At 70.4% G+C, this 20,605-nt stretch carries 19 protein-coding genes; 5 read left to right on the top strand and 14 right to left on the bottom strand.

Annotation, left to right across the window (positions count from 1 at the left end):
• Position 1: 1 nt before the first annotated feature.
• The 13 genes from MXD57_RS26410 to MXD57_RS26350 form a co-directional block, all read right to left on the bottom strand.
• On the bottom strand, positions 2-583 hold the full coding sequence (locus MXD57_RS26410; protein WP_250404529.1) for a hypothetical protein: 582 nt from the start codon (positions 581-583) through the stop codon (positions 2-4).
• Positions 584-616: 33 nt separating this feature from the next.
• Positions 617-1,216 (bottom strand): pilus assembly protein TadG-related protein, encoded by a 600-nt coding sequence (locus MXD57_RS26405; RefSeq protein ID WP_284506127.1) that lies wholly within the window; start codon positions 1,214-1,216, stop codon positions 617-619.
• Complete coding sequence (locus MXD57_RS26400; RefSeq protein WP_250404527.1) at positions 1,213-1,404, bottom strand: Flp family type IVb pilin; 192 nt, start codon at positions 1,402-1,404, stop codon at positions 1,213-1,215. The genes MXD57_RS26405 and MXD57_RS26400 overlap by 4 nt, the downstream gene beginning before the upstream one ends.
• A gap of 113 nt (positions 1,405-1,517) precedes the next feature.
• A complete protein-coding gene (locus tag MXD57_RS26395; RefSeq protein WP_250404526.1) occupies positions 1,518-2,273 on the bottom strand; it encodes a response regulator in 756 nt (251 codons plus the stop codon).
• Positions 2,274-2,300: 27 nt separating this feature from the next.
• Positions 2,301-3,884, bottom strand: coding sequence for a sensor histidine kinase (locus MXD57_RS26390; RefSeq protein ID WP_374114751.1), 1,584 nt, complete (start codon positions 3,882-3,884; stop codon positions 2,301-2,303).
• Positions 3,885-3,904: 20 nt separating this feature from the next.
• Positions 3,905-4,792, bottom strand: a complete 888-nt coding sequence (locus MXD57_RS26385; RefSeq protein ID WP_199211812.1) for a DUF5936 domain-containing protein — start codon at positions 4,790-4,792, stop codon at positions 3,905-3,907.
• 13 nt (positions 4,793-4,805) lie between these two features.
• On the bottom strand, positions 4,806-5,750 hold the full coding sequence (locus MXD57_RS26380) for a type II secretion system F family protein (protein WP_250404525.1): 945 nt from the start codon (positions 5,748-5,750) through the stop codon (positions 4,806-4,808).
• Positions 5,751-5,757: 7 nt separating this feature from the next.
• Positions 5,758-7,095, bottom strand: coding sequence for a CpaF family protein (locus MXD57_RS26375; RefSeq protein ID WP_250404524.1), 1,338 nt, complete (start codon positions 7,093-7,095; stop codon positions 5,758-5,760).
• An 18-nt stretch (positions 7,096-7,113) separates the two neighbouring features.
• Positions 7,114-7,461: a TadE/TadG family type IV pilus assembly protein gene (locus tag MXD57_RS26370; RefSeq protein WP_250404523.1), complete on the bottom strand. Its 348-nt coding sequence runs from the start codon at positions 7,459-7,461 to the stop codon at positions 7,114-7,116.
• Between the two features lies 1 nt (position 7,462).
• Complete coding sequence (locus tag MXD57_RS26365) at positions 7,463-7,846, bottom strand: TadE/TadG family type IV pilus assembly protein (RefSeq protein ID WP_250404522.1); 384 nt, start codon at positions 7,844-7,846, stop codon at positions 7,463-7,465.
• Between the two features lie 7 nt (positions 7,847-7,853).
• Positions 7,854-9,104: an AAA family ATPase gene (locus MXD57_RS26360; protein ID WP_250404521.1), complete on the bottom strand. Its 1,251-nt coding sequence runs from the start codon at positions 9,102-9,104 to the stop codon at positions 7,854-7,856.
• 12 nt (positions 9,105-9,116) lie between these two features.
• The gene (cpaB, locus tag MXD57_RS26355) at positions 9,117-9,824 is read right to left on the bottom strand and encodes a Flp pilus assembly protein CpaB (protein WP_250404520.1); all 708 of its coding nucleotides are present in this window, start codon (positions 9,822-9,824) and stop codon (positions 9,117-9,119) included.
• A gap of 62 nt (positions 9,825-9,886) precedes the next feature.
• Positions 9,887-10,714, bottom strand: a complete 828-nt coding sequence (locus tag MXD57_RS26350; RefSeq protein ID WP_250404558.1) for a hypothetical protein — start codon at positions 10,712-10,714, stop codon at positions 9,887-9,889.
• Positions 10,715-11,073: 359 nt separating this feature from the next.
• Between MXD57_RS26350 and MXD57_RS26345 the strand changes: the two genes are divergently transcribed.
• The 5 genes from MXD57_RS26345 to MXD57_RS26325 all read left to right on the top strand — a co-directional run bounded on the left by MXD57_RS26345 (position 11,074) and on the right by MXD57_RS26325 (position 19,419).
• Positions 11,074-12,786, top strand: a complete 1,713-nt coding sequence (locus MXD57_RS26345) for a chitinase (RefSeq protein WP_250404557.1) — start codon at positions 11,074-11,076, stop codon at positions 12,784-12,786.
• A gap of 172 nt (positions 12,787-12,958) precedes the next feature.
• Positions 12,959-13,486 (top strand): hypothetical protein, encoded by a 528-nt coding sequence (locus MXD57_RS26340; RefSeq protein ID WP_250404519.1) that lies wholly within the window; start codon positions 12,959-12,961, stop codon positions 13,484-13,486.
• A complete protein-coding gene (locus MXD57_RS26335; RefSeq protein ID WP_250404518.1) occupies positions 13,483-14,142 on the top strand; it encodes a hypothetical protein in 660 nt (219 codons plus the stop codon). The genes MXD57_RS26340 and MXD57_RS26335 overlap by 4 nt, the downstream gene beginning before the upstream one ends.
• Positions 14,142-18,863 (top strand): putative T7SS-secreted protein, encoded by a 4,722-nt coding sequence (locus MXD57_RS26330; RefSeq protein WP_250404517.1) that lies wholly within the window; start codon positions 14,142-14,144, stop codon positions 18,861-18,863. Before MXD57_RS26335 ends, MXD57_RS26330 begins: the two co-directional genes overlap by 1 nt.
• A gap of 10 nt (positions 18,864-18,873) precedes the next feature.
• Positions 18,874-19,419 (top strand): hypothetical protein, encoded by a 546-nt coding sequence (locus MXD57_RS26325; RefSeq protein ID WP_250404516.1) that lies wholly within the window; start codon positions 18,874-18,876, stop codon positions 19,417-19,419.
• A gap of 246 nt (positions 19,420-19,665) precedes the next feature.
• On the opposite strand, the gene MXD57_RS26320 is transcribed toward MXD57_RS26325, so the two are convergent.
• The gene (locus tag MXD57_RS26320; protein ID WP_250404515.1) at positions 19,666-20,562 is read right to left on the bottom strand and encodes a hypothetical protein; all 897 of its coding nucleotides are present in this window, start codon (positions 20,560-20,562) and stop codon (positions 19,666-19,668) included.
• Positions 20,563-20,605 lie beyond the last annotated feature (43 nt).

The following is a 20,605-nucleotide window of genomic DNA, read 5'->3' as shown; positions in this document are numbered from 1 at the left end:
CTCACCCGGAGATTGTGATGTCAGCGGGCGCGAACATGGGCATCTGGAAGGAGACTTCGTTCGTATCTGCGGGCGGCGCCGGGAACTGCATGAACACAGGCACGGCTTCTCCGGACTTTATGCTGGACACCCCCGTTGTGGTGAGGGGACGCCCATCGGTGTCACGAAGGACGTAGTAACGCTTCCTCCCCTTGGAGTCCACCAGCGTCGCTCCGCCGAATGAGCGGCCATTTCTGATGATCTCGGTTTCGTTACCGCTCAACTGCGCGGGGATGGTGAGTAGCTTGCCGCCGTCGTTCTTCAGGTTCCCACTCACGGTTACGAATCCGCCTGTGTCCCGCACAGCCGACGTGACGTCCAACAACAAGCCGTTGGGTCCCTTCAGTTCGGCCAGCGGCTGCTCCGACTGGCCTTCCTGAGCGCTCGGCCGGGAATGGTCGCTCCTTGACGCGGGCGTCGAACTCTCTGGCTTCTTGTCTTCGCCACCGCTGCCCCCGCAAGCGGCTACGCCGAGAGCCAGACCGGCCGACACTGTGAGCGCGAACAGCCCCCTGCGGGCCTGCGCAGCGAACCGAATGCTCATGACTCTGCTTCCTTCTTGATCGTCGTGCGCTTGTCAGTCGGCCAGGTGAACATCGAAGAGGTCTTCAGGCTTTGGCAGCCCTGCTCGGTCGTCCGGGTCGGGCTCCCAGACCTTCCCGCCCCTGCAGGTCAGTTGCGGCAGTGCCTCGGTCGTGGCCCCCTCACTCCCACTGGGGGGAGCAAAGTCGCACAGGGGGTCGATCACAGCCGTCGCGGTCTTGGTCGACTTCATGTCCTCGGTCCCGGGTACGACGGAATCTCCGACCGTTTTGTTCGTCTGGACCTCGACCGTGTATCGGAGCAGTGCGGGGTCGCAGGAGTTGAGGCGCGCATCGTTCTCCGCGGCCAGTTGCTCCGCTCGCCAGCACGGATCGCCGGCGCCCTTGCCCTCGAAGATGTCAGTCCACTTGGCAGGGTCGGACAGGGCGTCCACCCACAGGCCCGCGAGCCGGTCGCGTGCCTCCTGGGCGGCCGCGAGCGCCGCGGCGTCGGCTGCGGTCTGGGCGCCACCCCGATTCACGGCCGCCTGACCGACCGCCAAATAGGCAAAGGCAAGAAAGAGCAGGCCCGCCACCACCGTGATGTAGATGGGGAAAGCCTGCCCTGCATCGTCGTACCTGCGGCCTCGCGTCAGCCGCCGATGACCTCGTTGACCTTGTCCGTGATGGCGTTGTAAATGGTCTGCCCGATGTCTGTACCCGTGATCGCCAGCACGATCGCCACCACCACGGCGATGATCCCCAGGTACTCGACGGCTGTCTGCCCCGAGTCGTCGGTACGTCGCCGCATGGCAACCATGAACCTCAGCAGCAGGTCGCTCATCGCGCTTCCCTCCAGATTCGCTTCCGATGCCGGAAACGTAAGCCCCGACAAGATGCCCCCCTAAGGGCCCCAGGACCCATTCCCGGGCCCAGCCCCTCCCCCGGTCGGTCATTTCAGGCCACCCCCAGCCACTTGGCCGCCGCCTGGGACCTGGTCGCGCTGTGGAGCTTGGCGAAGATGCGGTTGATGTGGTTCTTGACGGTCTTCTCGCTGATGAAGCAGGCGGCGGCGATCTGCCGGTTGGTCATGCCGGATGCGATGAGGTCCATGATCTCCGCCTCCCTGCCGCTGAGTTGGAACCGCGAACGATATGACTGTCCCACATCCGATTGCAGTTGCGAAAGGTTTTGGGGCGGAATCAAGCCCAATTCAGGAGGCGGTTCGGGCCCCGTATGTGCAGGTGCACTCTCTCGCAGCCCGTTCACCAGCGCCCGCGCCGCTCCCGGCGTCACATGCGGCCGTCCTTCCCGTACGTCGCGCACCGCCCTCACCAACTGCTCCGCCGTGAACTCGCCGTGCACCAGGTAACCCCCCGCCCCCAGCCGCAGCGCCTCCCGCACGGTCTCCGTCTCGTGGCTGTACGTCAGCATCATGACCGGGGCCAGGCGCACCAGGTGGGGCAATGCCGAGATTCCGTCGACGCCGGGCATGCGGACGTCGAGCAGGACGACGTCGGGGCGGTGGAGCAGCGCCGCCTCGTACGCCTCGCGGCCGTCCGCCGCCTGCGCCACCACCGTGGTGTCCTCGCGGTCGGCGAGGAGGGCGGTGAGGCCCGCGCGGATGACCGGGTTGTCGTCGGCCACCACGAGGCGGAGGGGGGCCCTGACCGTGGCCGGCGGGAAGTCCGGACCGGGGTTCAGGTGCTGCATCGGGTGCCTCCTCTCGGGCTCAAGGGCTCAGGCTTTCTCGGGCGTGCCGTCGGGCCGCGCGGAACGTGCGGCCTCCGTGGGCCACGCGGACCCTGCGGCTTCCGTGGGCTGCGCGGACCCTTCGGCCTCCGTGGGCCACGCGGAACGTGCGGTCTCCGTGGGCTCGGCGGGACGGGCGGGCCCAGCGGGCGTGCCGGGCCGTGCGGGCCCGGCGGACCGCAGGGGCAGTTCCACCCTGACCTCCGTGCCGCGGGCGTTGCCGCCCCGGCCGATGCGGATGCGGGCCCCCGCCGCGGCGGCGCGTTCGACCATGCCGAGCAGGCCGAAGTGGCCGGAGCGGCGCAGGTTGTCCAGCGTCGTGCCGGGCGGCAGGCCGTCGCCGTCGTCGTGGACCGACAGGCGGAGCAGGTCGCCCTCGACCCCCGCGGTCAGCTCCACGCGGGTCGCCGACGCGTGGCGGTGGGCGTTCTCCAGGGCCTCCGCGGCGATGGCGAGGAGGTGGCGGGCGAGGGGCGGGGGAAGGGACGGGAGGGCGACTCGGGGGTCGTCGGTGCGGCGGCACGTCACCGGTAGGCCCGTCCGGCCACCGAAGTCCGCGGCGCGTGCGGTGGCTTGCGACCAGAGGTCCGTGTGCGGTGCCGCCGGGGAGTCCTCACGGCGCAGGTCCTCCAGGAGTTCCCTGGACTCCGCCGCCGCCCGGCGCGCCGAGCGGGACACCAGGTCGGCCTGGCGGCGGACGCGGGCCGGGTCCGGGGCGTCGGCCGACGCGGTCGCCGCCAGGCCGTCGGCGGCCAGGGCGACGCCGTACAGGGTCTTGGCCACCGAGTCGTGCATCTCGCGGGCCAGCCGGGCGCGTTCCGCGTGTACCGCCTCCGTCGCCGCGAGGCGGGCCTGCACCGCCGTGAGCGCCTGCGTCGCGGCGCCGTAGCGGAGCATCAGGTTGCGCAGGGTCGAGCCCATCGCGCCGGTGACGACGCACAGGCCGGGCAGCAGCAGGGACTCCGCGACGCCCGCGCGCTGGTCGGCCTCGAGGGTGGCGTGGACCAGCAGCAGTATCAGGGACTGGAGCGAGGCGAAGCAGGCCGCGCCCCGCCAGCCGTAGACCAGACCGGCGAGCAGCGGGGTGCAGACGCTGACGTAGGCGAGGGTGGTGTCCGGGCCCGCGGAGATCAGCGGGAGGGAGCCGAAGAGGGTGTCGGCGGCCAGCAGGCTGGGGTGGCGCAGCAGGAGGGGGCCGAAGCGCTCCCAGTCGCGGAACAGCACGTAGGACACCATGAAGGTGATGACGACGGCCGCGCCGACCAGGCGGACGCCGAGGCCGGGCGACGCGTTGAGCAGGGCGGCCGGGGCCGCGAGGACGATCATGGCGAGGCGGAACCCGAAGACCTGCCGGCACATCGCCTGCAGGGCACGGATCTGCAGCTTCTCGGGGCCGGGGGACGGAGCGTGCGCCCCGTCGTGAGCCGGGTTCATGTCGCCGGTGGCACCACCCGCGCCCCCGGCGGGGGCGTCGCCGCCCGGCGTGGGCCGTCCGGCCCCGGTGCCCGGGCCCGCGCCCTGCGCCCGGGCACGCCGGTACCGACGGCCCGTGGCCCCCTTCGCCGGCGTCATGGTCGCCACCTCGCCCCCGCCTACTCGCCCGTCAGGGAGCCGAAGTCGACGCCGGAACCCAGCAGCAGGCCCGCGCCCAGCAGCAGCATCGTCGCCGGGACCATGAACGTGGTGATCATCAAGGTGGCCTTGGGGACCGCGCGGGCGGCCTTGCGGCGGGCGTTCTGGGCGTCCGTGCGGCGCATGTCCTTGGCGAGCGAGACGAGGGTGTCGACGATCGGCGCGCCCAGTTCCTCGCCCTGCTGCAGCGCCGTCACGAACATCGCCACCTGTTCGGAGTCGTTCCGGCGGCGCAGCTCCGCGAAGGCCTGACGGCGGCTCATGCCGAGGTCCATCTGGCGCAGGGTGATGCGCAGTTCGTCCGCCCAGGGGCCCTCGTAGCGGGTGGCCACCCGGTCCAGTGCCTGGCGGAAGCCGAGCCCGGCGCTCACCACCACCGCGAGCACGTCCAGGAAGTCCGGCAGGGTCCGCTCGATGACGTCCTTGCGGACACGGATCGCGGACCAGATGCCGACCTCCGTCCAGAACGCCCCGAACAGCAGCAGGAGCAGGGCGACGAACCACTGGCCGCGCAGCAGGAAGACCAGGAAGCCGACGCCGCCGAGTGCGCCGTAGACCGCGCGGCGGGCCGCGTAGCGGTCGATGGTGAGGCCGCCGGGGTTGCCCGCGAGGTCGATCCTGCGGCGGTACCGGGCGACCAGGCGGGGGCCCATCAGGCGGAGCACGGCCGGGGCGTAGCGCATGCCCATCCGGTCGATCACGGAGTCCACCGCGCCGGTGCGGGTGGCGCCGACCTCGAGGGCGAGCGCGAGGTCGCCGGGGAGCTTCGCGTCCGCGCGGTACATCCGGACGCCGGCGAAGGCGCCCCAGACGCCGAGGCCCATCAGCAGGGCCAGCAGGTATGCCATCAGGTCAGCCCCCTCACACGTCGATCCGGCTCATCCGGCGGATGAGGACGAACCCGACGGCGTACATGGCGAAGGCGATGATCACGCAGGCCTGGCCGACCGGTGAGCCGGTCATGCGGTCGAGGGCGCCGTCCTTGACCCCGTTCATCAGGAACAGCGCGCCGATGCCGAGGACGGGGACGGCGTACGACGTCATCGTCACCTGGGAGAGCTGGGTGCGGATCTCGCGCCGGGTCTCCTTGCGTTCCTCGAGGGTCTCGGTGAGGTTGCGCAGGGCCGAGACGACCTGGCCGCCCGCCCGGTTGGACAGCACCAGGGTCGTGACGAGCACGACCAGTTCGCGGGAGGGGAGCCGGTCGGCGAGTTCGCCCAGGGCGTCGTCGAGGGAGTGGCCGATGGCCAGTTGGTCGGAGACCTTGGCCAGTTCCTCGCCCGCGGGTGCCTCCAGCTCCTCCGCCGCCATGCCGATCGCGGTGCGCAGGGCGAGGCCGGCCTGGGTGGCGTTGGCCAGGATGCGGGCCAGTTCGGGGAGCTGGTTGATGAAGCGCTCGATGCGTTTCTGCCGCTGCCAGTTGAGGAACTGGACGGCCGCCCAGATGCCGAGCAGCCCGGCGAGCGGGCCGAAGAAGGGCGCCAGGGTGGCCTGTCCGACGAGCCAGAGCGCGGCGACCGTGGCGAGCATGTACGCGAAGAACTCGCCGGGGGTGACGTCCAGTCCGGTCGCGGCCAGCCGCAGCTCCAGCTTCCGGCCGAGTGCGGTGCGGCGCAGCCGGCGGTCCAGGGTGGGGAAGCGGCGCCGGCGGCCGGGGGCGGAGCCTTCCGCGCCGTGCGCGAGCCGGTCGACGAGGGCGGCGCGCTGGGCCCGGCCCGCCGCGTAGGTGTGGACGCCCGCGACGGCCAGGACGCAGGTCAGCAGGGCGACACCGGTGGTGAGCTGTACGAGCGTGTGGAGTTCCATGGGGGTCCTACCTGGCTTCTCGGGTGGCGAGCTGTTCCGCGGAGTGCGCGACGCCGAAGGCCTGCGGGACGGGCTGGCCCGCCATGTGGAGGCGGTCGGCGGCGCGGCGGGGCAGCGGGTGGTACTCGAAGGCGCCGTACACCTGGCCGTCGGCGGTCATGGGCCGGGCGTGGAAGCGGGCCGCGGTGGCGAGCCGGTACGGATCGCCACCGTGGCTGTCCAGCAGGGCGATCTCGGTGATGCGGCGGGCGCCGTCGGCGAACCGGGTGAGCTGGACGAGGACGTCGACGGCGCTGTTGATCTGGTCGTGCAGCGCCACGAAGGGCACCTCGACGTCGGACATGGAGGCGAGGGTCTGCAGCCGGGTGAGGGCGTCCTCCGCGCTGTTGGCGTGCACGGTGGCGAGGGAGCCGTCGTGGCCGGTGGACATGGCCTGGAGCATGTCGAGGGACTCGCCGCCGCGGACCTCGCCGACCACGATGCGGTCGGGCCGCATGCGCAGGGAGTTGCGCACCAGGTCCCGGATGGTGACCTGGCCCTTGCCCTCGACGTTCGGCGGGCGTGACTCGAGCCGGACCACGTGGGTCTGCTGGAGCTGGAGTTCGGCGGAGTCCTCGATGGTGATGATGCGCTCGTGTGCCGGGATGAGCCCGGACAGGGCGTTGAGCAGGGTGGTCTTGCCGGTGCCGGTGGCCCCGGAGACGATGATGTTGAACTTCGCCTGCACCAGTCCGGCCAGCAGGTACACCATGGGCTCGTCGAGCGAGCCGAAGCCGATCAGCTCCTGGAGGGTGAAGGAGCGCGGGAAGCGGCGGATGGTGAGGGTGGGGCCGGTCAGGGACAGCGGCGGGATGATGACGTTGACCCGCTCGCCGGAGGGGAGCCGGGCGTCCACCATCGGGTTGGACTCGTCCACGCGGCGGTTGACCGTCGAGACGATCCGTTCGATGGTCTGCATGAGCTGGTCGGCGGAGGCGAAGCGCATCGGCAGCTGCTCGACGCGGCCTCCGCGTTCGACGAAGATCGCGTCCGGCCCGTTCACCATGATCTCGGTGATGGAGGCGTCCTCCAGCAGGGGTTCCAGGATGCCGAGGCCCAGCGCCTCGTCCACCACCCGCCGGATGAGCTGGGACCGCTCGGCGGTGGAGAGCACCGGGCCCTCGCGGCTGATGATGTGTCCGAGCACCCGCTCGAGCCGCGCCCTGCGTTCGGCGGCGGCCAGCGAACTCATCTCGGCGAGGTCGATCTCCTCCAGCAGCTTCGCCCGGTACGAGGCGACCAGGTGCCCGTCCTCGCCCCGGGTGCCCGGTTCCTCGGGGGAGTTGATGCGTGCCCGCAGGCTCATGGGTTCGCCTCTCCTCGGTCAGTGGTCGCGGGGCATGGTGGCGGACTTCTCGGCGGGGTCGAAGTGCCAGCCCGGGACGACCGAGGGGATGGAGACGGAGGCGGTGACGGTGACCGAGTCGTCCCCTCCTCCGCTGGGGCCGCAGGTCACGCGCAGGCCGCCGCTGACGGCCTGCGCGCAGGCCTGCTGGGCGGACTGCCCGAGCGACTCGGCCCGTGCTCCGGCCCGAGCGGCCGTGCCGGCCTGCTCGGCCGCGTAGGCGACGGCCCCGATCTGGAAGCCGGCCAGTGCGACGATCAGCAGGACCGGGATGAACCCCAGGTACTCGATGGCCACCTGGCCGTGGTCACGTCCCCTGCGTGGCATGTCAGTCCTTCACCTCCTCGACGGCGCCGGCGTGGCCGTGCACCGTGACGGGGAAGTCGACGGAGCCGGGGAAGAGGACGGGGACCTTCAGCGACACGTCGGCGGTCACATAGCCCTGCCCGCCGCACTGCGTCACCTCGGCCCCTTCCCGCCAGGCCCCCGACAGGTGCCTCAGCGCGGCCTGCTGGCACGCGCCGAAACGCTCGCCCCGGTGCGCCGCCGTCCCGGCCCGCACCCCCTCGTCGGCAGCATTCCCCGCGAGCGTGTAGGCGTACCCCACGAGCACGCACTGCCACATCAGCACCAGTGTGAGCACGATCAGCGGGGTCATCCCCAGGAACTCGACGGCGACCTGGCCCCGGTCGTCACCGCGCGGGCGTCTCATCGGACCCTCACTCCTTCCGCCGCCGGAAGCTCACGGACGCCCGGTCGCCGCGCGGCCGGCCACCGCCCCGGTGGGAGGGGCCCTCGGACGCCTTGGCCAGGCCCAGCTCCCCGGCGAGCGCCCACAGGGCCTGCTTGACGGTGCTCCTGCCGTCGAGTTCGTGGACGCGCCCCGCGTCCACGACCGCCTGCAGCTCCCTGAAGTTGGCGGGTACGGCGGTGCGCGCCAGCGCCGTACCGGTGATGCGCTGCACCAGCGGCGGCTGGATCTCCGTGCCGCGGGTGTGCCGGTTGACCACGGCCGTGGTCTCCTCGGCCTTGCGGATCTGCAGCCGGTCCCACATCCGCACGGTCCGCTTGGCCGCGCGTACGGCGACCACGTCGGGGGTGGTCACCAGCAGCGCGGTGTCGGCCGTCTCCACCGCCGCCGCGCTCGCCCCGCCGAGCTGGGCGCCGCAGTCCACGACGACGACCTCGTAGCGGGAGCGCAGGGCGCCGACGACCTGGCGGGCGGCGCGGTCGGTGACCTCCTCGCCGCGTTCGCCCTCGGCGGGGGCGAGGAGCAGGGCGAGTCCGGTGTCGTGGCGGAAGACGGCGTCGGCGAGGACCCGCGGGGAGATGTCGTTGATGGCGGCCAGGTCCACGACCGAGCGGCGGAACTGGACGTCCAGGTAGGAGGCGACGTCGCCGGCCTGCAGGTCGAGGTCGAGCAGGGCGGTGGGCCGGCCGGAGGCCTGGGCGGCGAGCGCGAGCTGGATGGCGACCAGGGTCGCGCCGACGCCTCCCTTGGCGCCGCTGACCGTGACGACGGTGCCGCCGGCCCCGCCGGTCGGGTCGGCGCCGTGACCGAGATGGCGGCGTACGCCCGTCGACCACTGGGCGACGGCCTGAACCCGGTTGGCGAGTTCCTCGTACGACAGCGGCAGCGGGACCAGGCCGCGCGCGCCGGCGTCCATGGCGGCGGAGAACAGGCCGGGGCTCGCGTCGGTGGTGACGAGGATGACGCCGACGGCCGGGAAGCGCAGGGCGACCTCGCGGATCAGCTCCAGGGCGGGTACCGGGCCGATGCGTTCGTGGACGACGACGACCTCGGGCAGTTCGTCGACCGATTCGGCGGCGAGCCGGGCGAGGGCGTCGACGAGCTGGGTGGAGTCGGTGACGGGCGGCTGCGGCTCCGCGTCGGGGAGCTGGCTGAGCAGCGTGACGAGGGAGCGGACGGCGTCGGGGTCGGCGCCGGCCGGGAGGATCCTGGTGGGCATGCGGACCGCCTCTCACTTGTCCGTCGCGAGTTCGTACGTGCGGTCCTTGTCCGGAACGCCGGTCTGGCCGCCGGGTGCCACCAGGGCGAGCCGGACCCGCTGGGCGAAGGACTCGGCGTAGGTGATCCGCTGGGCGTCGAGGGTGGACAGCGCGAAGGTGATCGGGACGGCCTCGGTGGGCTCCCTGCGGTCCTTGCCGGCGTCGGGTTCGAGCGCGGTGATGCGGCCGACGTCGAGGACCCGGGCGTTGGTCACGATGATCTTCGACTGGTCGGGGTCGCCCTCCTTCTTTCCCTCGAAGGTGGCATAGACGTTGACGCGCGACCCGGGGGTGATCTTGCCGGCGACCCCGGTCGCCGCGTCGATCATGATGGCCACCTCCTGCTGGCCCGGCTGCAGGGCGGGCCGGTCGACGACCATGTCGGTCTGGAGCAGGGAGCCGGCGCGCAGGGTGGTCACGGCGATCTTGCCCCGGATCTGCCGCAGATCGGTGACGGCGTTGCCGGACAGCCACCGCTCGGGCATCTCGGTCTTCTCGAACTGGCCCGTGTTCAGCACGGTGTAGGGCTTCACGTCGGACTTGACCCGGTAGGCGGTGACCTCGGGCCCGACCTTGGAGTTCACGTCGTGGACGACGGAGAGCACGCCGGCGAACGCGCCGAGGGCGCACAGGACCGAGAGGATCAGGAGTATCACGCCGCGGCGCTGACGGGAGTTCATGAACCGGGCAACCTCATTGGGGGGAATCGGTCGAGCGGGATGTGATGTGGCGTTCGTACGGGTCAGGCGGGCGTTCGCCGCTCCAGGGCCCGCGGCGCGGGCGGCTCGTGGAGGGGCGGGGTGGCGGAGCAGAACACGCAGCGGTCGCCGATGACGTCGAGGCCGCACCAGTGGCAGGTGGACTGGCGTACCGAGGTGACCAGTTGGTAGAGGACGGACAGGTCGGCGAGGTGGCTGCAGAACTCGATCAGCCGGCCCGTACCCCACCAGCGCGGCGACTCGGACGGCAGCGGGGTCTCGCGCAGCGCGTGCGCGGTCCACTCCTCGGCGAGTCCGGCGAGCCAGTCGCTCTGCAACTGCCCCTTGGCGATGAGCATCCAGGTGCCGAACTCGGGGCCCTTGAGCCTGGCGCCGGGGGCGACCCGGACGAGCTGCGGCTCGGGATGGGCGACGACGGCGAACTGGCTGCCCGGCACCCAGGACCTGGCGTGCGTCTTCAGCCCGACCGGCACCCGGTCCAGCCGGGCGACGGAGCCGAGGACGGCACCGGCGTGGATGTAGTGCGTGAGCAGCCGGCCCGCCGAGGCGAGCACGCCGGGGCTGAGGTCGCAGGAGGCGAGCTGTCTGAGCTGCCGGGCGAGGACGGCGATGCCGAGCGGCGGGAGCTCGGGCCGGAAGACGGCGACGCGGTCGCTCTCCAGCAGCGAGCGCAGGGTGTGCAGCCGCCGCACGACGGGCTCCGGAGTGGCCTGCGAGCAGACGACGACCAGGTACCCGTACTGCTCCGTCAGCGCGTGCAGTTCGGTGAGGGTCTGCTCCAGCGGGCGCCGGTCGAGGTCGCGCAGCACGACGGCGGGCATGGTCCGTTCGTCCTGCGCCGGCAGTGCCATGTCGGCACTGGTCACGGCAATGGCAGTTGGCACGCGCAGCTCCCCGCTCCTTCACGCCCCGCGGCTCGTCGGTGTCACTCCTCCGCGCCGGGACGACTTCATTGCGTGACTACGTGAGCACTGTATCCACGCCCCAATGACCGGAGAACAGCGTTTGTGTAGCTCGTGTGGAACTCATCGGGCACAAGTGGCGCCAAAACCGGACAGGTTGAGCGCCGGGCCGGAGATGGTTTTGGTCTGGACCTCTTGACAGCCGGATTGGCCTAGACCAACTTGTACGCCAACGGTGGCCACCGTCCCCCGCCCCACCCTCCCCACCGACTCCCCCACCGGAGGCCCCTGTGGACCGTGCATCAGCCATGCCGTCGGACCGGACCGGACGCGGACGCCGGACACGCGCCGGCACCTGGTCCGCCGCCACCGCCCTCGCCCTCGCCCTCGCGGGCCTGGCCGCCGCCCCCGCCTCGGCCGCGGACGTCAACAACGCCCGCAACGCCGGCTTCGAGGCGGGCCTGGGCAACTGGACCTGTACGGCCGCCAGCGGCACGACGGTCTCCTCCCCCGTCCACTCCGGCTCCTCGGCGCTGCAGGCCACTCCGGCCGGCCAGGACAACGCCCGGTGCTCCCAGTCGGTCGCGGTGAAGCCCAACTCCACCTACGCGCTGAGCGGATGGGTCCAGGGCGGCTACACCTACCTGGGGGTCACCGGCACCGGCACGACGGACGTCTCGACCTGGACCCCCGACAGCGCGTCCTGGAAGCAGCTCTCGACGACGTTCACCACGGGCGCGTCGACGACGTCCGTCACGGTGTACACGCACGGCTGGTACGGCCAGGCCGCCTACTACGCCGACGACATCTCCGTCTACGGCCCCGACGGCGGTGGCGGCGACGACCCGGCCCCCACCGTGCCCGCCGCGCCCTCCGGCGTGACGGTTGCCGGCACGACCTCCTCCTCGGTCTCGCTGTCCTGGCCGGCGGTGTCCGGCGCCACCGGCTACCACGTCTACCGCGACGGCACCAGGGTGACGGCGGTGACGGGCACCTCGGCGACGGTCGGCGGCCTCACCGCGTCGACCTCGTACTCCTTCCAGGTCACGGCGACCAACTCGGCGGGCGAGTCCGCCAAGTCGGGCGCGGTGACGGCGACGACGGCGGCCACCGGCGGTGGGGGCGGCGGCGGTTCGCTGCCCAAGCACGCCGTGACCGGTTACTGGCAGAACTTCGACAACGGGGCGAAGGTCCAGCGGATCTCCGACGTCCCGTCGGCCTACGACATCATCGCGGTCGCCTTCGCCGACGCCACCGGCACACCGGGCGCGGTCTCCTTCAACCTGGACTCGGCCGGCCTCGGCGGCTACACCGTCGACCGGTTCAAGGCCGACATCAAGGCCAAGCAGGCGGCGGGCAAGAAGGTCGTCGTCTCCATCGGCGGCCAGAACGGCACGGTGTCGGTCAGCGACTCGGCCTCGGCGGCGAACTTCGCGAACTCCGTCCACTCCCTCATGCAGACGTACGGGTTCGACGGCGTCGACATCGACCTGGAGAACGGTCTCGACGCGACCTACATGACGCAGGCGCTGCGCTCCCTCTCCTCGAAGGCGGGCCCGTCCCTGGTCATCACGATGGCTCCCCAGACGATCGACATGCAGTCGACGTCGAACGCCTACTTCCGGACGGCCCTGAACGTCAGGGACATCCTCACGGTCGTCAACATGCAGTACTACAACAGCGGTTCCATGCTGGGCTGTGACGGCAAGGTCTACAGCCAGGGCTCGGTGGACTTCCTGACAGCCCTCGCCTGCATCCAGCTCGAGGGCGGCCTGTCCCCGTCGCAGGTCGGCCTCGGCCTGCCGGCCTCGACGAGGGGCGCGGGCAGCGGCTACGTGTCCCCGACGGTCGTGAACAACGCGCTGGACTGCCTGAGCAAGGGCACCGGCTGCGGCACCTTCAGGCCCTCGAAGACCTACCCCGGCCTGCGCGGCGCGATGACCTGGTCCACGAACTGGGACGCCTCGTCCGGCAACGCGTGGTCGAACGCGGTGGGGGCGCATGTGCACGCGATGCCGTGAGGTGGGCGCCGGCTGAACTCCGGCGGCCGTGGACGCCCGGGTCCGGGGGGATCCGGGCGTCCGTGTGTCCGCAGGTGCGTGTCTCCGGCGCCGAACCGATCCGGCCACAGCCCCTGGGTCGTGACGGGTACCGCGTTGCGTTCGGCAACGGGCCGGTGTGATGATCCCGGGCATGGCTGATCACGGGGGTGACGGCGGCCGGACGGGGCACATACGCAGGTCGCCGCTTTCCGAGTACGCGGAGATGACGGACGCGGCGGCACCCGGCGAGGTCTCGCGCGAGGAGCGCGCCGCACCTGATCCGGAAGTCGTCGACGTGCGGCGCCGGCGCCGCGAGTTCGCCGCTGTGCTGGGTGAGTTCCGTCGCACGCCCGTGCTGGTGCCGGTGGACGCGGAGGAGAACCCGCTGACCGCCGACCAGGGAGGCGTCCGCTGGATCCTGGCCTTCTCGAACGAGCCGGCACTGGCCCGGTTCGCGGTCGCGAGGGGTGAGGGCGAGCGGGAGTGGGCGTACCGGCGGGTGCTGGGCGCCAGGCTGCTGGACGCCGGGGTCGCGGCCGTAGGGGTGCCGTGCGGGGTGGCGCTGGACGCGGCCGACGGGGACGAGGGCGTGCTGTTCCCGCCCGTCGCGGGGATCGTGCCGGACGCGGTGGCCGTGGACCCGGCCGCCGGGACGACCGATGCGGAGGCACCGCGGTGAGCGGGGGCAAGGGCGGCAAGGACATCAAGGCCGCGGGGCTGGACGAGATAGCGAAGGGCATCACGCTCACCCTGGCCGAACTCGAGGAACTGGGCGTCGACAGCCTGGCCGGTGTGGGCCGGGGCTTCTCGAACCTGGAACTCTCCGGAATCCAGTTGGGTCACGAGGACCTGACCGCCAAGTTCAAGTCGTTCTGCGAACGCTGGGAGTGGGGCGTGCGCGGCCTGGTGGCGGAGGGCAACGAGTTCGCTCAGGACGTGGGCCTGTCGGCGGGCACCCTGCACGAGACGGACCAGTACGTCGACGGCGCCATGAAGGTCGCCTACAACGCCGGGGTGGGCAACCCGTACGCGTCCGAGGACGACGTCACCCGGATGGGCTGGGACGAACTGCGCCGGAGCAGCGTCGACGCCGTCACGGATCCCGACTACAGCGGGAAGTCGTTCGACGAGGCCCGGCAGAAGTCCGAGCAGAGCCTGAAGGACGCCGGACGGGACGCCATGACCGGGTCACTGGGCCTGCCGCCGGGCGTCACGATGGACCGCGTCAACCAGGTGACCGGGACCGGCGACGACTACAACCGCGTGCTCGACGACATGTGGGGCCCGTCCCCCGAGGAACGCGCGAGGGCGGCCGGGCAGGGCGGTGAGGGCTGATGGGCATCCTCGGTGACATCGGCGACGGCATCAACAGTGGCCTGAGGCACGGCAAGAACGTCTACGACGCGGGCAGGAAGAAGCTCGGCGAGGGCATCGACAAGGGCAGCGACGTCACCGCCGACGCCCTCGACGGGGTCGGCGCCCACGGCTGGGCGGACAAGGTCCACCACTACGGCGACCGGGCCGCCTCCGCGCTGGGCGCCACGCCGGGCGAGCGGCAGCTCGGCGAGACCGACGAACCGACCGACCTGATCCACGGTGACGCGGGGGACATCCGGTCCACCGCCAAGCACCTGAAGGACTTCCACACCGCCTTCGACCGGGTCGGCCAGGGCATGCGCAGGCTGGACTCCTCGCAGTGGCAGGGCGAGGCGGCCGACGCGTTCCGCGAGAAGTTCGCGATGCACCCGGTGAACTGGCTGCACGCGGCGGACGCCTGCGCCAAGGCGGCGACGGCGCTGGAGACCTACGCGGAGACGGTCGTCTGGGCACAGCGAAAGGCCCGCGGCGCGATCGACCTCTACAAGAAGGGCAGGGAGGCCTCGGCGACGGCGAAGGACGCGTACGACAAGCGCGTCACCGCCTACAGGGACGCGGTGAAGTCGGGCGACAAGGAGCCAGGCCCGGACCCCGGTGACTTCGACGACCCCGGTGCCGGGCTCGTGAAGGAGGCCGAGGAGCTTCTCCACGACGCCCGCGAGCAGCGCGACGAAGCCGCCGGCGCCGCCGCGAAGGCCGTCGGGTCGGCCATGGCCCACGCACCGGCGGAACCGCCCCCGCTGACCCAGCTGAAGGTGGACGCGGTCGACGGCTACGGCGCCTTCAACACCGAGATGCTCCATGTCGGCGGAGGCATGATCAAAGGCACGGCGGGCCTGTACGGCATGGTCCGCGGCGCCAACCCCCTCGACCCGTACAACCTGACCCACCCCGCCGAGGCACTACAGCATCAGGCGATGACCCTGGCCGGCCTGGTGTCCAGCGCGACACACCCCGAACGGACGCTCAGGCAGACGTTCCAGGACTTCGCCAGGGACCCCGCCGAATTCGGTGGCCGCTTCGCGCCCCAGGTACTCCTGACCGACGGAGTGGGGCTGGAGGTGAACGGGGTCCGGGCCGCCACCGCGGAGAGACTCGCGATGCGCGACTCGCTGAAGACCGCCGAGCGGGAGGCGGCGGGAGCCGAGGGGGCGGCCGGGAGAAGCGCGCGCGCCGAGGTGAACGACGGTCCGCACGAGTACTCACGTACCGACGGGGCCGTGAAACACTGCGGCGACCCGGTCGACGTCGCTTCGGGCAAGATGTTCCTGCCGCAGACCGACGTCACCCTGCCCGGGGTACTGCCCCTGGTCCTCAAGCGACGTGCCGAGTCCGGTTACCGCTTGGGCCATTGGTTCGGCCCGTCCTGGTCCTCGACTCTGGACCAGCACCTGGAAATCGACACCGAGGGCGTCGTCTTCGTGACGGAGGACGGCCTGCTCCTGGCCTATCCGCACCCGGCCCCCGGCCTGCCCACCCTCCCCAGCCATGGCCCGCGCTGGCCCCTGGACCGCGTGGAGGGCGGCTACACGGTCACGGATCCGCAGACCAGCCGGACCCGGCATTTCGCCGACCGGGGCGAGAACCTCGCGGTGCTGGAACAGATAGACGACCGCAACAGCAACTGGATCACCTTCGAGTACGACGCGGAGGGCACTCCGCTGGCCGTGGTCTCCAGCGGCGGCCAGGGCGTTCGCATCACGACGGACTCCGGTCGGGTCACGGCCTTCCACCTCGCCACGACCGGTGAGGAGCTGAAGCGCTACGGCTATCTGGACGGCAACTTGACGAAGGTCATCAACTCCTCCGGGCTGCCACTACGCTTCGCATACGACGAGGCGGGCCGGGTCGCGTCCTGGACGGACGCGAACGACCGGAGCTACACCTACGAGTACGACGGCAAGAGCCGCTGCACAGCCCAGGCCGGCTCCGCAGGACACGTGACCGTGCGCCTGTCCTACGGGGCCCCGGACCCGTCGACGAACCTCCGGACCACGACCACCACGACCGGCGAGGGCCACACCCAGCGCTACCTGATCAACGAAGCGCTCCAAGTGGTGGCGGAGACCGATCCGCTCGGCGCGACGACCCGGTACAGCCGCGACCGCTTCAACCGTCTGCTCTCCGAGACGGACCCGCTGGGCCACACGACGACGTTCCGCTACGACGAGGAGGGCAACCTCACGTCGCTCACGCGCCCGGACGGCCGTGAGGCGACAGCCGAGTACGACGGACTCGGCCTGCCGGTGAAGGTGACCGGTCCCGGCGGCACGGTGGTCCGCCAGACGTACGACGAGCGCGGCAACCGCACGTCGGTCACGGACCCGACGGGCCGGACGACCCACTTCACGTACACCGCCGCGGGCCACCTGACGACCGTGACCGACCCGCTGGGCAACACCACACGGGTCGTCTGCGACCGCGCCGGTCTCCCCCTGGAGATCATCGATCCCCTGGACGCGACCACTCGCTACGAACGCGACGCACTGGGCCGCCCCGTCGCCGTCACGGACCCGACCGGAGCCGTGACACGGCTGCGGTGGTCGGTGGAGGGTCACCTGACCCGCCGCACGGCGCCGGACGGCACGACGGAGACGTGGACGTACGACGGCGAGGGCAACTGCACCGGCCACACCGATCCGATGGGCGGTGTCTCCCGCTTCGAGTACACCCACTTCGACCTGCTGACGGCGCGCACCGGCCCGGACGGGGTGCGTTACGAGTTCGACCACGACATGGAACTGCGCCTGACGAAGGTCAGCAACCCGCAGGGGCTGACGTGGACGTACGAGTACGACGCGGCGGGCCACCTGGTCACGGAGACGGACTTCGACGACCGCACGCTGGCGTACACCTACGACGCCGCGGGTCGCCTCACCTCCCGCTGTAACGCGCTCGGCGAGACGCTGGCCTTCGAACGCGACGAACTCGGCCAGGTCCTGCGCAAGGACGCCGCCGGCCGGGTCACCACCTACGCCTACGACCTCACCGACCAACTCGCCCAGGCGACGGGACCGGACGGCACGACGCTCACGCTGCTGCGCGACCGCCACGGCCGCCTGCACTCCGAGACGGTCGACGGCCGCACGCTGACGTACGCGTACGACGCCCTCGGCCGCCGCACCGGCCGCACCACCCCGACCGGCGCCAGGACGACCTGGGGCTACGACGCCACGGGCCGCCGCACCGGCATGGTGGCCGCCTCGGGCCACGCCATCGACTTCACCTACGACGAGGCGGGCCGCGAACTGTCCCGCCACATCGGCGACACGATCACCCTCGACCACACCTTCGACCCCGTGGGCCGCCTGACGACCCAGTCGGTGACCGGTGCCGGCGACCGCACGGTGCAGCACCGGACCTACCGCTACCGGGCCGACGGCAACCTGACCGGCATCGACGACCACCTGACCGGCTCCCGCCGCTTCGACCTGGACGCCGCCGGGCGGGTGACCGCGGTGCACGCGGCCGGCTGGACGGAGCGCTACGCCTACGACGAGGCGGGCAACCAGACCCGGGCCGAATGGCCGGCCGACCACCCCGGCGGCGAAGCGACCGGCCCGCGCACCTATGCGGGCACCCGCATCACCCGGGCGGGCAACGTCCGCTACGAACACGACGCCCTGGGCCGCATCACCCTGCGCCAGAAGACCCGCCTGTCCCGCAAACCGGACACCTGGCGCTACGAATGGGACCCCGAGGACCGCCTGACGGCGGTCACCACCCCGGACGGCACCCGCTGGCGCTACACCTACGACCCCCTGGGCCGCCGCACCGCGAAACTCCGCCTGGCGGACGACGGCGAGACCGTGCTGGAACGGGTCACCTTCACCTGGGACGGCACCACCCTCTGCGAACAGACCACCACCTCCGCGGACCTCCCCAACCCGGTCACCCTCACCTGGGACCACCAGGGCCTGCGCCCCCTCGCCCAGACCGAGCGCATCACAGCGGCCGACGCCCCCCAGAACGAGATCGACTCCCGCTTCTTCGCCATCATCACCGACCTCGTCGGCACCCCCAGCGAACTCATCGACGAACACGGCGACATCGCCTGGCGCACACGAAGCACCCTCTGGGGCACCACGGCGTGGACAGCCAACAGCACCGCCTACACCCCCCTACGCTTCCCAGGCCAGTACTACGACCCGGAAACCGGCCTCCACTACAACTACTTCCGCCACTACGACCCGGAAACCGCCCGCTACACCACAACAGACCCCCTCGGACTCGCTCCTGCTCCCAACCCGAGCGCATACGTAGTAAATCCAAACCGACTCACAGACCCTCTCGGGCTCACTCCGTGCTTCAGAAATCAGCTACCTGAAGAGCTCGAGAGCGAGTTGGCCGATGCGGAGCGCCTCGGCGTCAAGCCATTAACGGTAGGAGATGCCGGTTTCGATGAAGCGATCAACTCCGGAACGGTCAAATGGGCCGTGGATCAGAACGGTGATCTGCTCATCATTCCGAAACACGTCAACGGCGTCGAGCTCAAGCATCCCGTCCTGACTCGCGGACAGCCGGTACAGGCCGCTGGCGAGGCGGAGATCGCGGGCGGCGACGGAAGTTACTTCGGCATCGAAATCAACAACAATAGTGGACATTACAGACCATCAGCCGAAAGCCTGCAGATCGGAAAGGACAGCTTCGAGCGTGCCGGAATCATACTCATCGGATAATCCGTCGAACATGAGCCTTAGTGCATTGATTGGGGGTAGTTTCTCCAGCAGATCCGTAGAAGAGTTGCAGCGCATCTCAGCAAGGGCCGACGGCACTACGACTCATTGGCAAGAATGGGAAACGCTGCGCGAACTGTCAGACGGTCGCATGCGTGACGATCGACAGGGCGCGGAAACGCGCCTCCAGTGGGCCTGCTTGGCATTGACCGCATGTCAACGGAAGCGCGAAAGCGGCCAGGTGCCCCCTGTGAAAATTCTCGTCGACGAGGTCAACATTCGCGCCTACGCCGTTTTGACTTTTGGTCCCAGGCAGGGCGATTCGCTGCGTGATGTACAAGATCTGTGTTCGATGGTTTTCCGCGAGATCGGGAAGACTTACGAAGAAGTGATCAACGAGGCTGAAGAATGGAGGTCGCTACCACCGAACAGGATACTCAGACTGAGGTACGTAAAGAATCTCCTGACACCACTGAGGCCGCTGATGGAAATCGTGCTAGAAAATCCGCTGCGTCAACGGCTCACGGAGTGGCTGTCTGTCATTCCGCACCTACCTTGAAGACACCCAGCACTGCATGACAGCTCACCACAGGAGGAGTTAGAAGCATAGCCAGGTTGACTGGCGGAAGATTTCCAGTCCGGTCGGCCACCTTTTCTAACCGGTCAACCCTAAATTCGAACCATCTTAATTATTTGAAGCGTAGCGAGGTGTGCCAGGGATAACGCGCGGGCCAAACTCTACCTAAATTGGCTGCACCCACACCCATATCGGCAAGCACCTCACCATGCTCCGTCGAGCTCTACCTCAGTCCGCCGCGAACAGCTCCGTCGCGTCCCTGGCGCGCATCGCCCGCTGGGCCCAGACCTCGAGCCGACCCGGGTCGGTGCAGGCGTTCACCTGGTCGCGGACGGCGTCGGGCACCTCGATGCCGCGCCACTGCAGCATGCGGAGGATCATCTCGGCCTTGGCCTCGACCCTTCCCTCCTCGCGGCCTTCCTCCCGGCCCTCTTCGCGCACCTGCTCGGCCAGCGGGTGGCGCCAGAAGTACTGAGTCGCTGTCATCAGGTCCCTCCACATCTGCTTCGCCTGGGGGTCGGCCAGGCAGGAGTCGACGAACTGCACGAAGACCGCGGCGGTTTCGTCATCGATGGTCCGTAGGGCGGTGGCCAGGGATTCCAGTATGGCGGGGGCCTGCGGACCGCGCCCGTGTGTCATCGCCGAAAGCACCGCAACGGGTACGTCCCTCGTGGCCGCCTCCTCGTCCGCGATCACCGGTACGTTGTCCGGACCCAGCACGAGCGGCCGCACTGTCAGCGAATGCCAGTCCCGGAACCCCAACCGGATCGGTCGCGAGGCCCATCTGGCGGTGGCACTGTTCTGGGTGACGACGATGAGCACCGGCTCGCAGCGGTACTTCTCGTAGAGGTAGGAGAGGTAGTACGGCCAGCTCCCTCGCTTGCGGTCGTCCACCTTCCCCTGCGACTCGATCACGAAGAGGTACGTACCCTCGTCCGTCTCCGCGCGCAGCAGCGTGTCCACACGCCGCTCGACCGGTTCGATCTCGGTGAGGTCCACGTTCAGCGCCGCGATCTCCTTCGGTTCGGGGAACGGCACGTGCAGCACACGCTGTAACGCACGGGTCAGCAGAGTGGGGTCCTTCTGGAAAATCCGGTGCAGCGCTTCGTGCGACGAGCCGACCATCGGCTCTCCCTTCTGTCGGTCGACGTGATCAACGAGTCAGGCC

It is taken from the genome of Streptomyces cellostaticus (genome assembly GCF_023630175.1).
Taxonomy (GTDB): Bacteria; Actinomycetota; Actinomycetes; order Streptomycetales; family Streptomycetaceae; genus Streptomyces; species Streptomyces cellostaticus_A.
This window is presented reverse-complemented; position numbering and strand designations above follow the sequence as displayed.

Bases quoted from the DNA above. Each gene is read 5' to 3' on its own strand.
- MXD57_RS26410 (WP_250404529.1), bottom strand. From the start codon at position 583: ATGAGCATTCGGTTCGCTGCGCAGGCCCGCAGGGGGCTGTTCGCGCTC.
- MXD57_RS26340 (WP_250404519.1), top strand. From the start codon at position 12,959: ATGGCTGATCACGGGGGTGACGGCGGCCGGACGGGGCACATACGCAGG.
- MXD57_RS26325 (WP_250404516.1), top strand. From the start codon at position 18,874: ATGAGCCTTAGTGCATTGATTGGGGGTAGTTTCTCCAGCAGATCCGTA.
- MXD57_RS26330 (WP_250404517.1), top strand. From the start codon at position 14,142: ATGGGCATCCTCGGTGACATCGGCGACGGCATCAACAGTGGCCTGAGG.
- MXD57_RS26360 (WP_250404521.1), bottom strand. From the start codon at position 9,104: ATGCCCACCAGGATCCTCCCGGCCGGCGCCGACCCCGACGCCGTCCGC.
- MXD57_RS26380 (WP_250404525.1), bottom strand. From the start codon at position 5,750: ATGGAACTCCACACGCTCGTACAGCTCACCACCGGTGTCGCCCTGCTG.
- cpaB (WP_250404520.1), bottom strand. From the start codon at position 9,824: ATGAACTCCCGTCAGCGCCGCGGCGTGATACTCCTGATCCTCTCGGTC.
- MXD57_RS26395 (WP_250404526.1), bottom strand. From the start codon at position 2,273: ATGCAGCACCTGAACCCCGGTCCGGACTTCCCGCCGGCCACGGTCAGG.
- MXD57_RS26320 (WP_250404515.1), bottom strand. From the start codon at position 20,562: ATGGTCGGCTCGTCGCACGAAGCGCTGCACCGGATTTTCCAGAAGGAC.
- MXD57_RS26350 (WP_250404558.1), bottom strand. From the start codon at position 10,714: ATGGCACTGCCGGCGCAGGACGAACGGACCATGCCCGCCGTCGTGCTG.
- MXD57_RS26385 (WP_199211812.1), bottom strand. From the start codon at position 4,792: ATGGCATACCTGCTGGCCCTGCTGATGGGCCTCGGCGTCTGGGGCGCC.
- MXD57_RS26400 (WP_250404527.1), bottom strand. From the start codon at position 1,404: ATGAGCGACCTGCTGCTGAGGTTCATGGTTGCCATGCGGCGACGTACC.
- MXD57_RS26365 (WP_250404522.1), bottom strand. From the start codon at position 7,846: ATGAGACGCCCGCGCGGTGACGACCGGGGCCAGGTCGCCGTCGAGTTC.
- MXD57_RS26375 (WP_250404524.1), bottom strand. From the start codon at position 7,095: ATGAGCCTGCGGGCACGCATCAACTCCCCCGAGGAACCGGGCACCCGG.
- MXD57_RS26370 (WP_250404523.1), bottom strand. From the start codon at position 7,461: ATGCCACGCAGGGGACGTGACCACGGCCAGGTGGCCATCGAGTACCTG.
- MXD57_RS26345 (WP_250404557.1), top strand. From the start codon at position 11,074: ATGCCGTCGGACCGGACCGGACGCGGACGCCGGACACGCGCCGGCACC.
- MXD57_RS26390 (WP_374114751.1), bottom strand. From the start codon at position 3,884: ATGACGCCGGCGAAGGGGGCCACGGGCCGTCGGTACCGGCGTGCCCGG.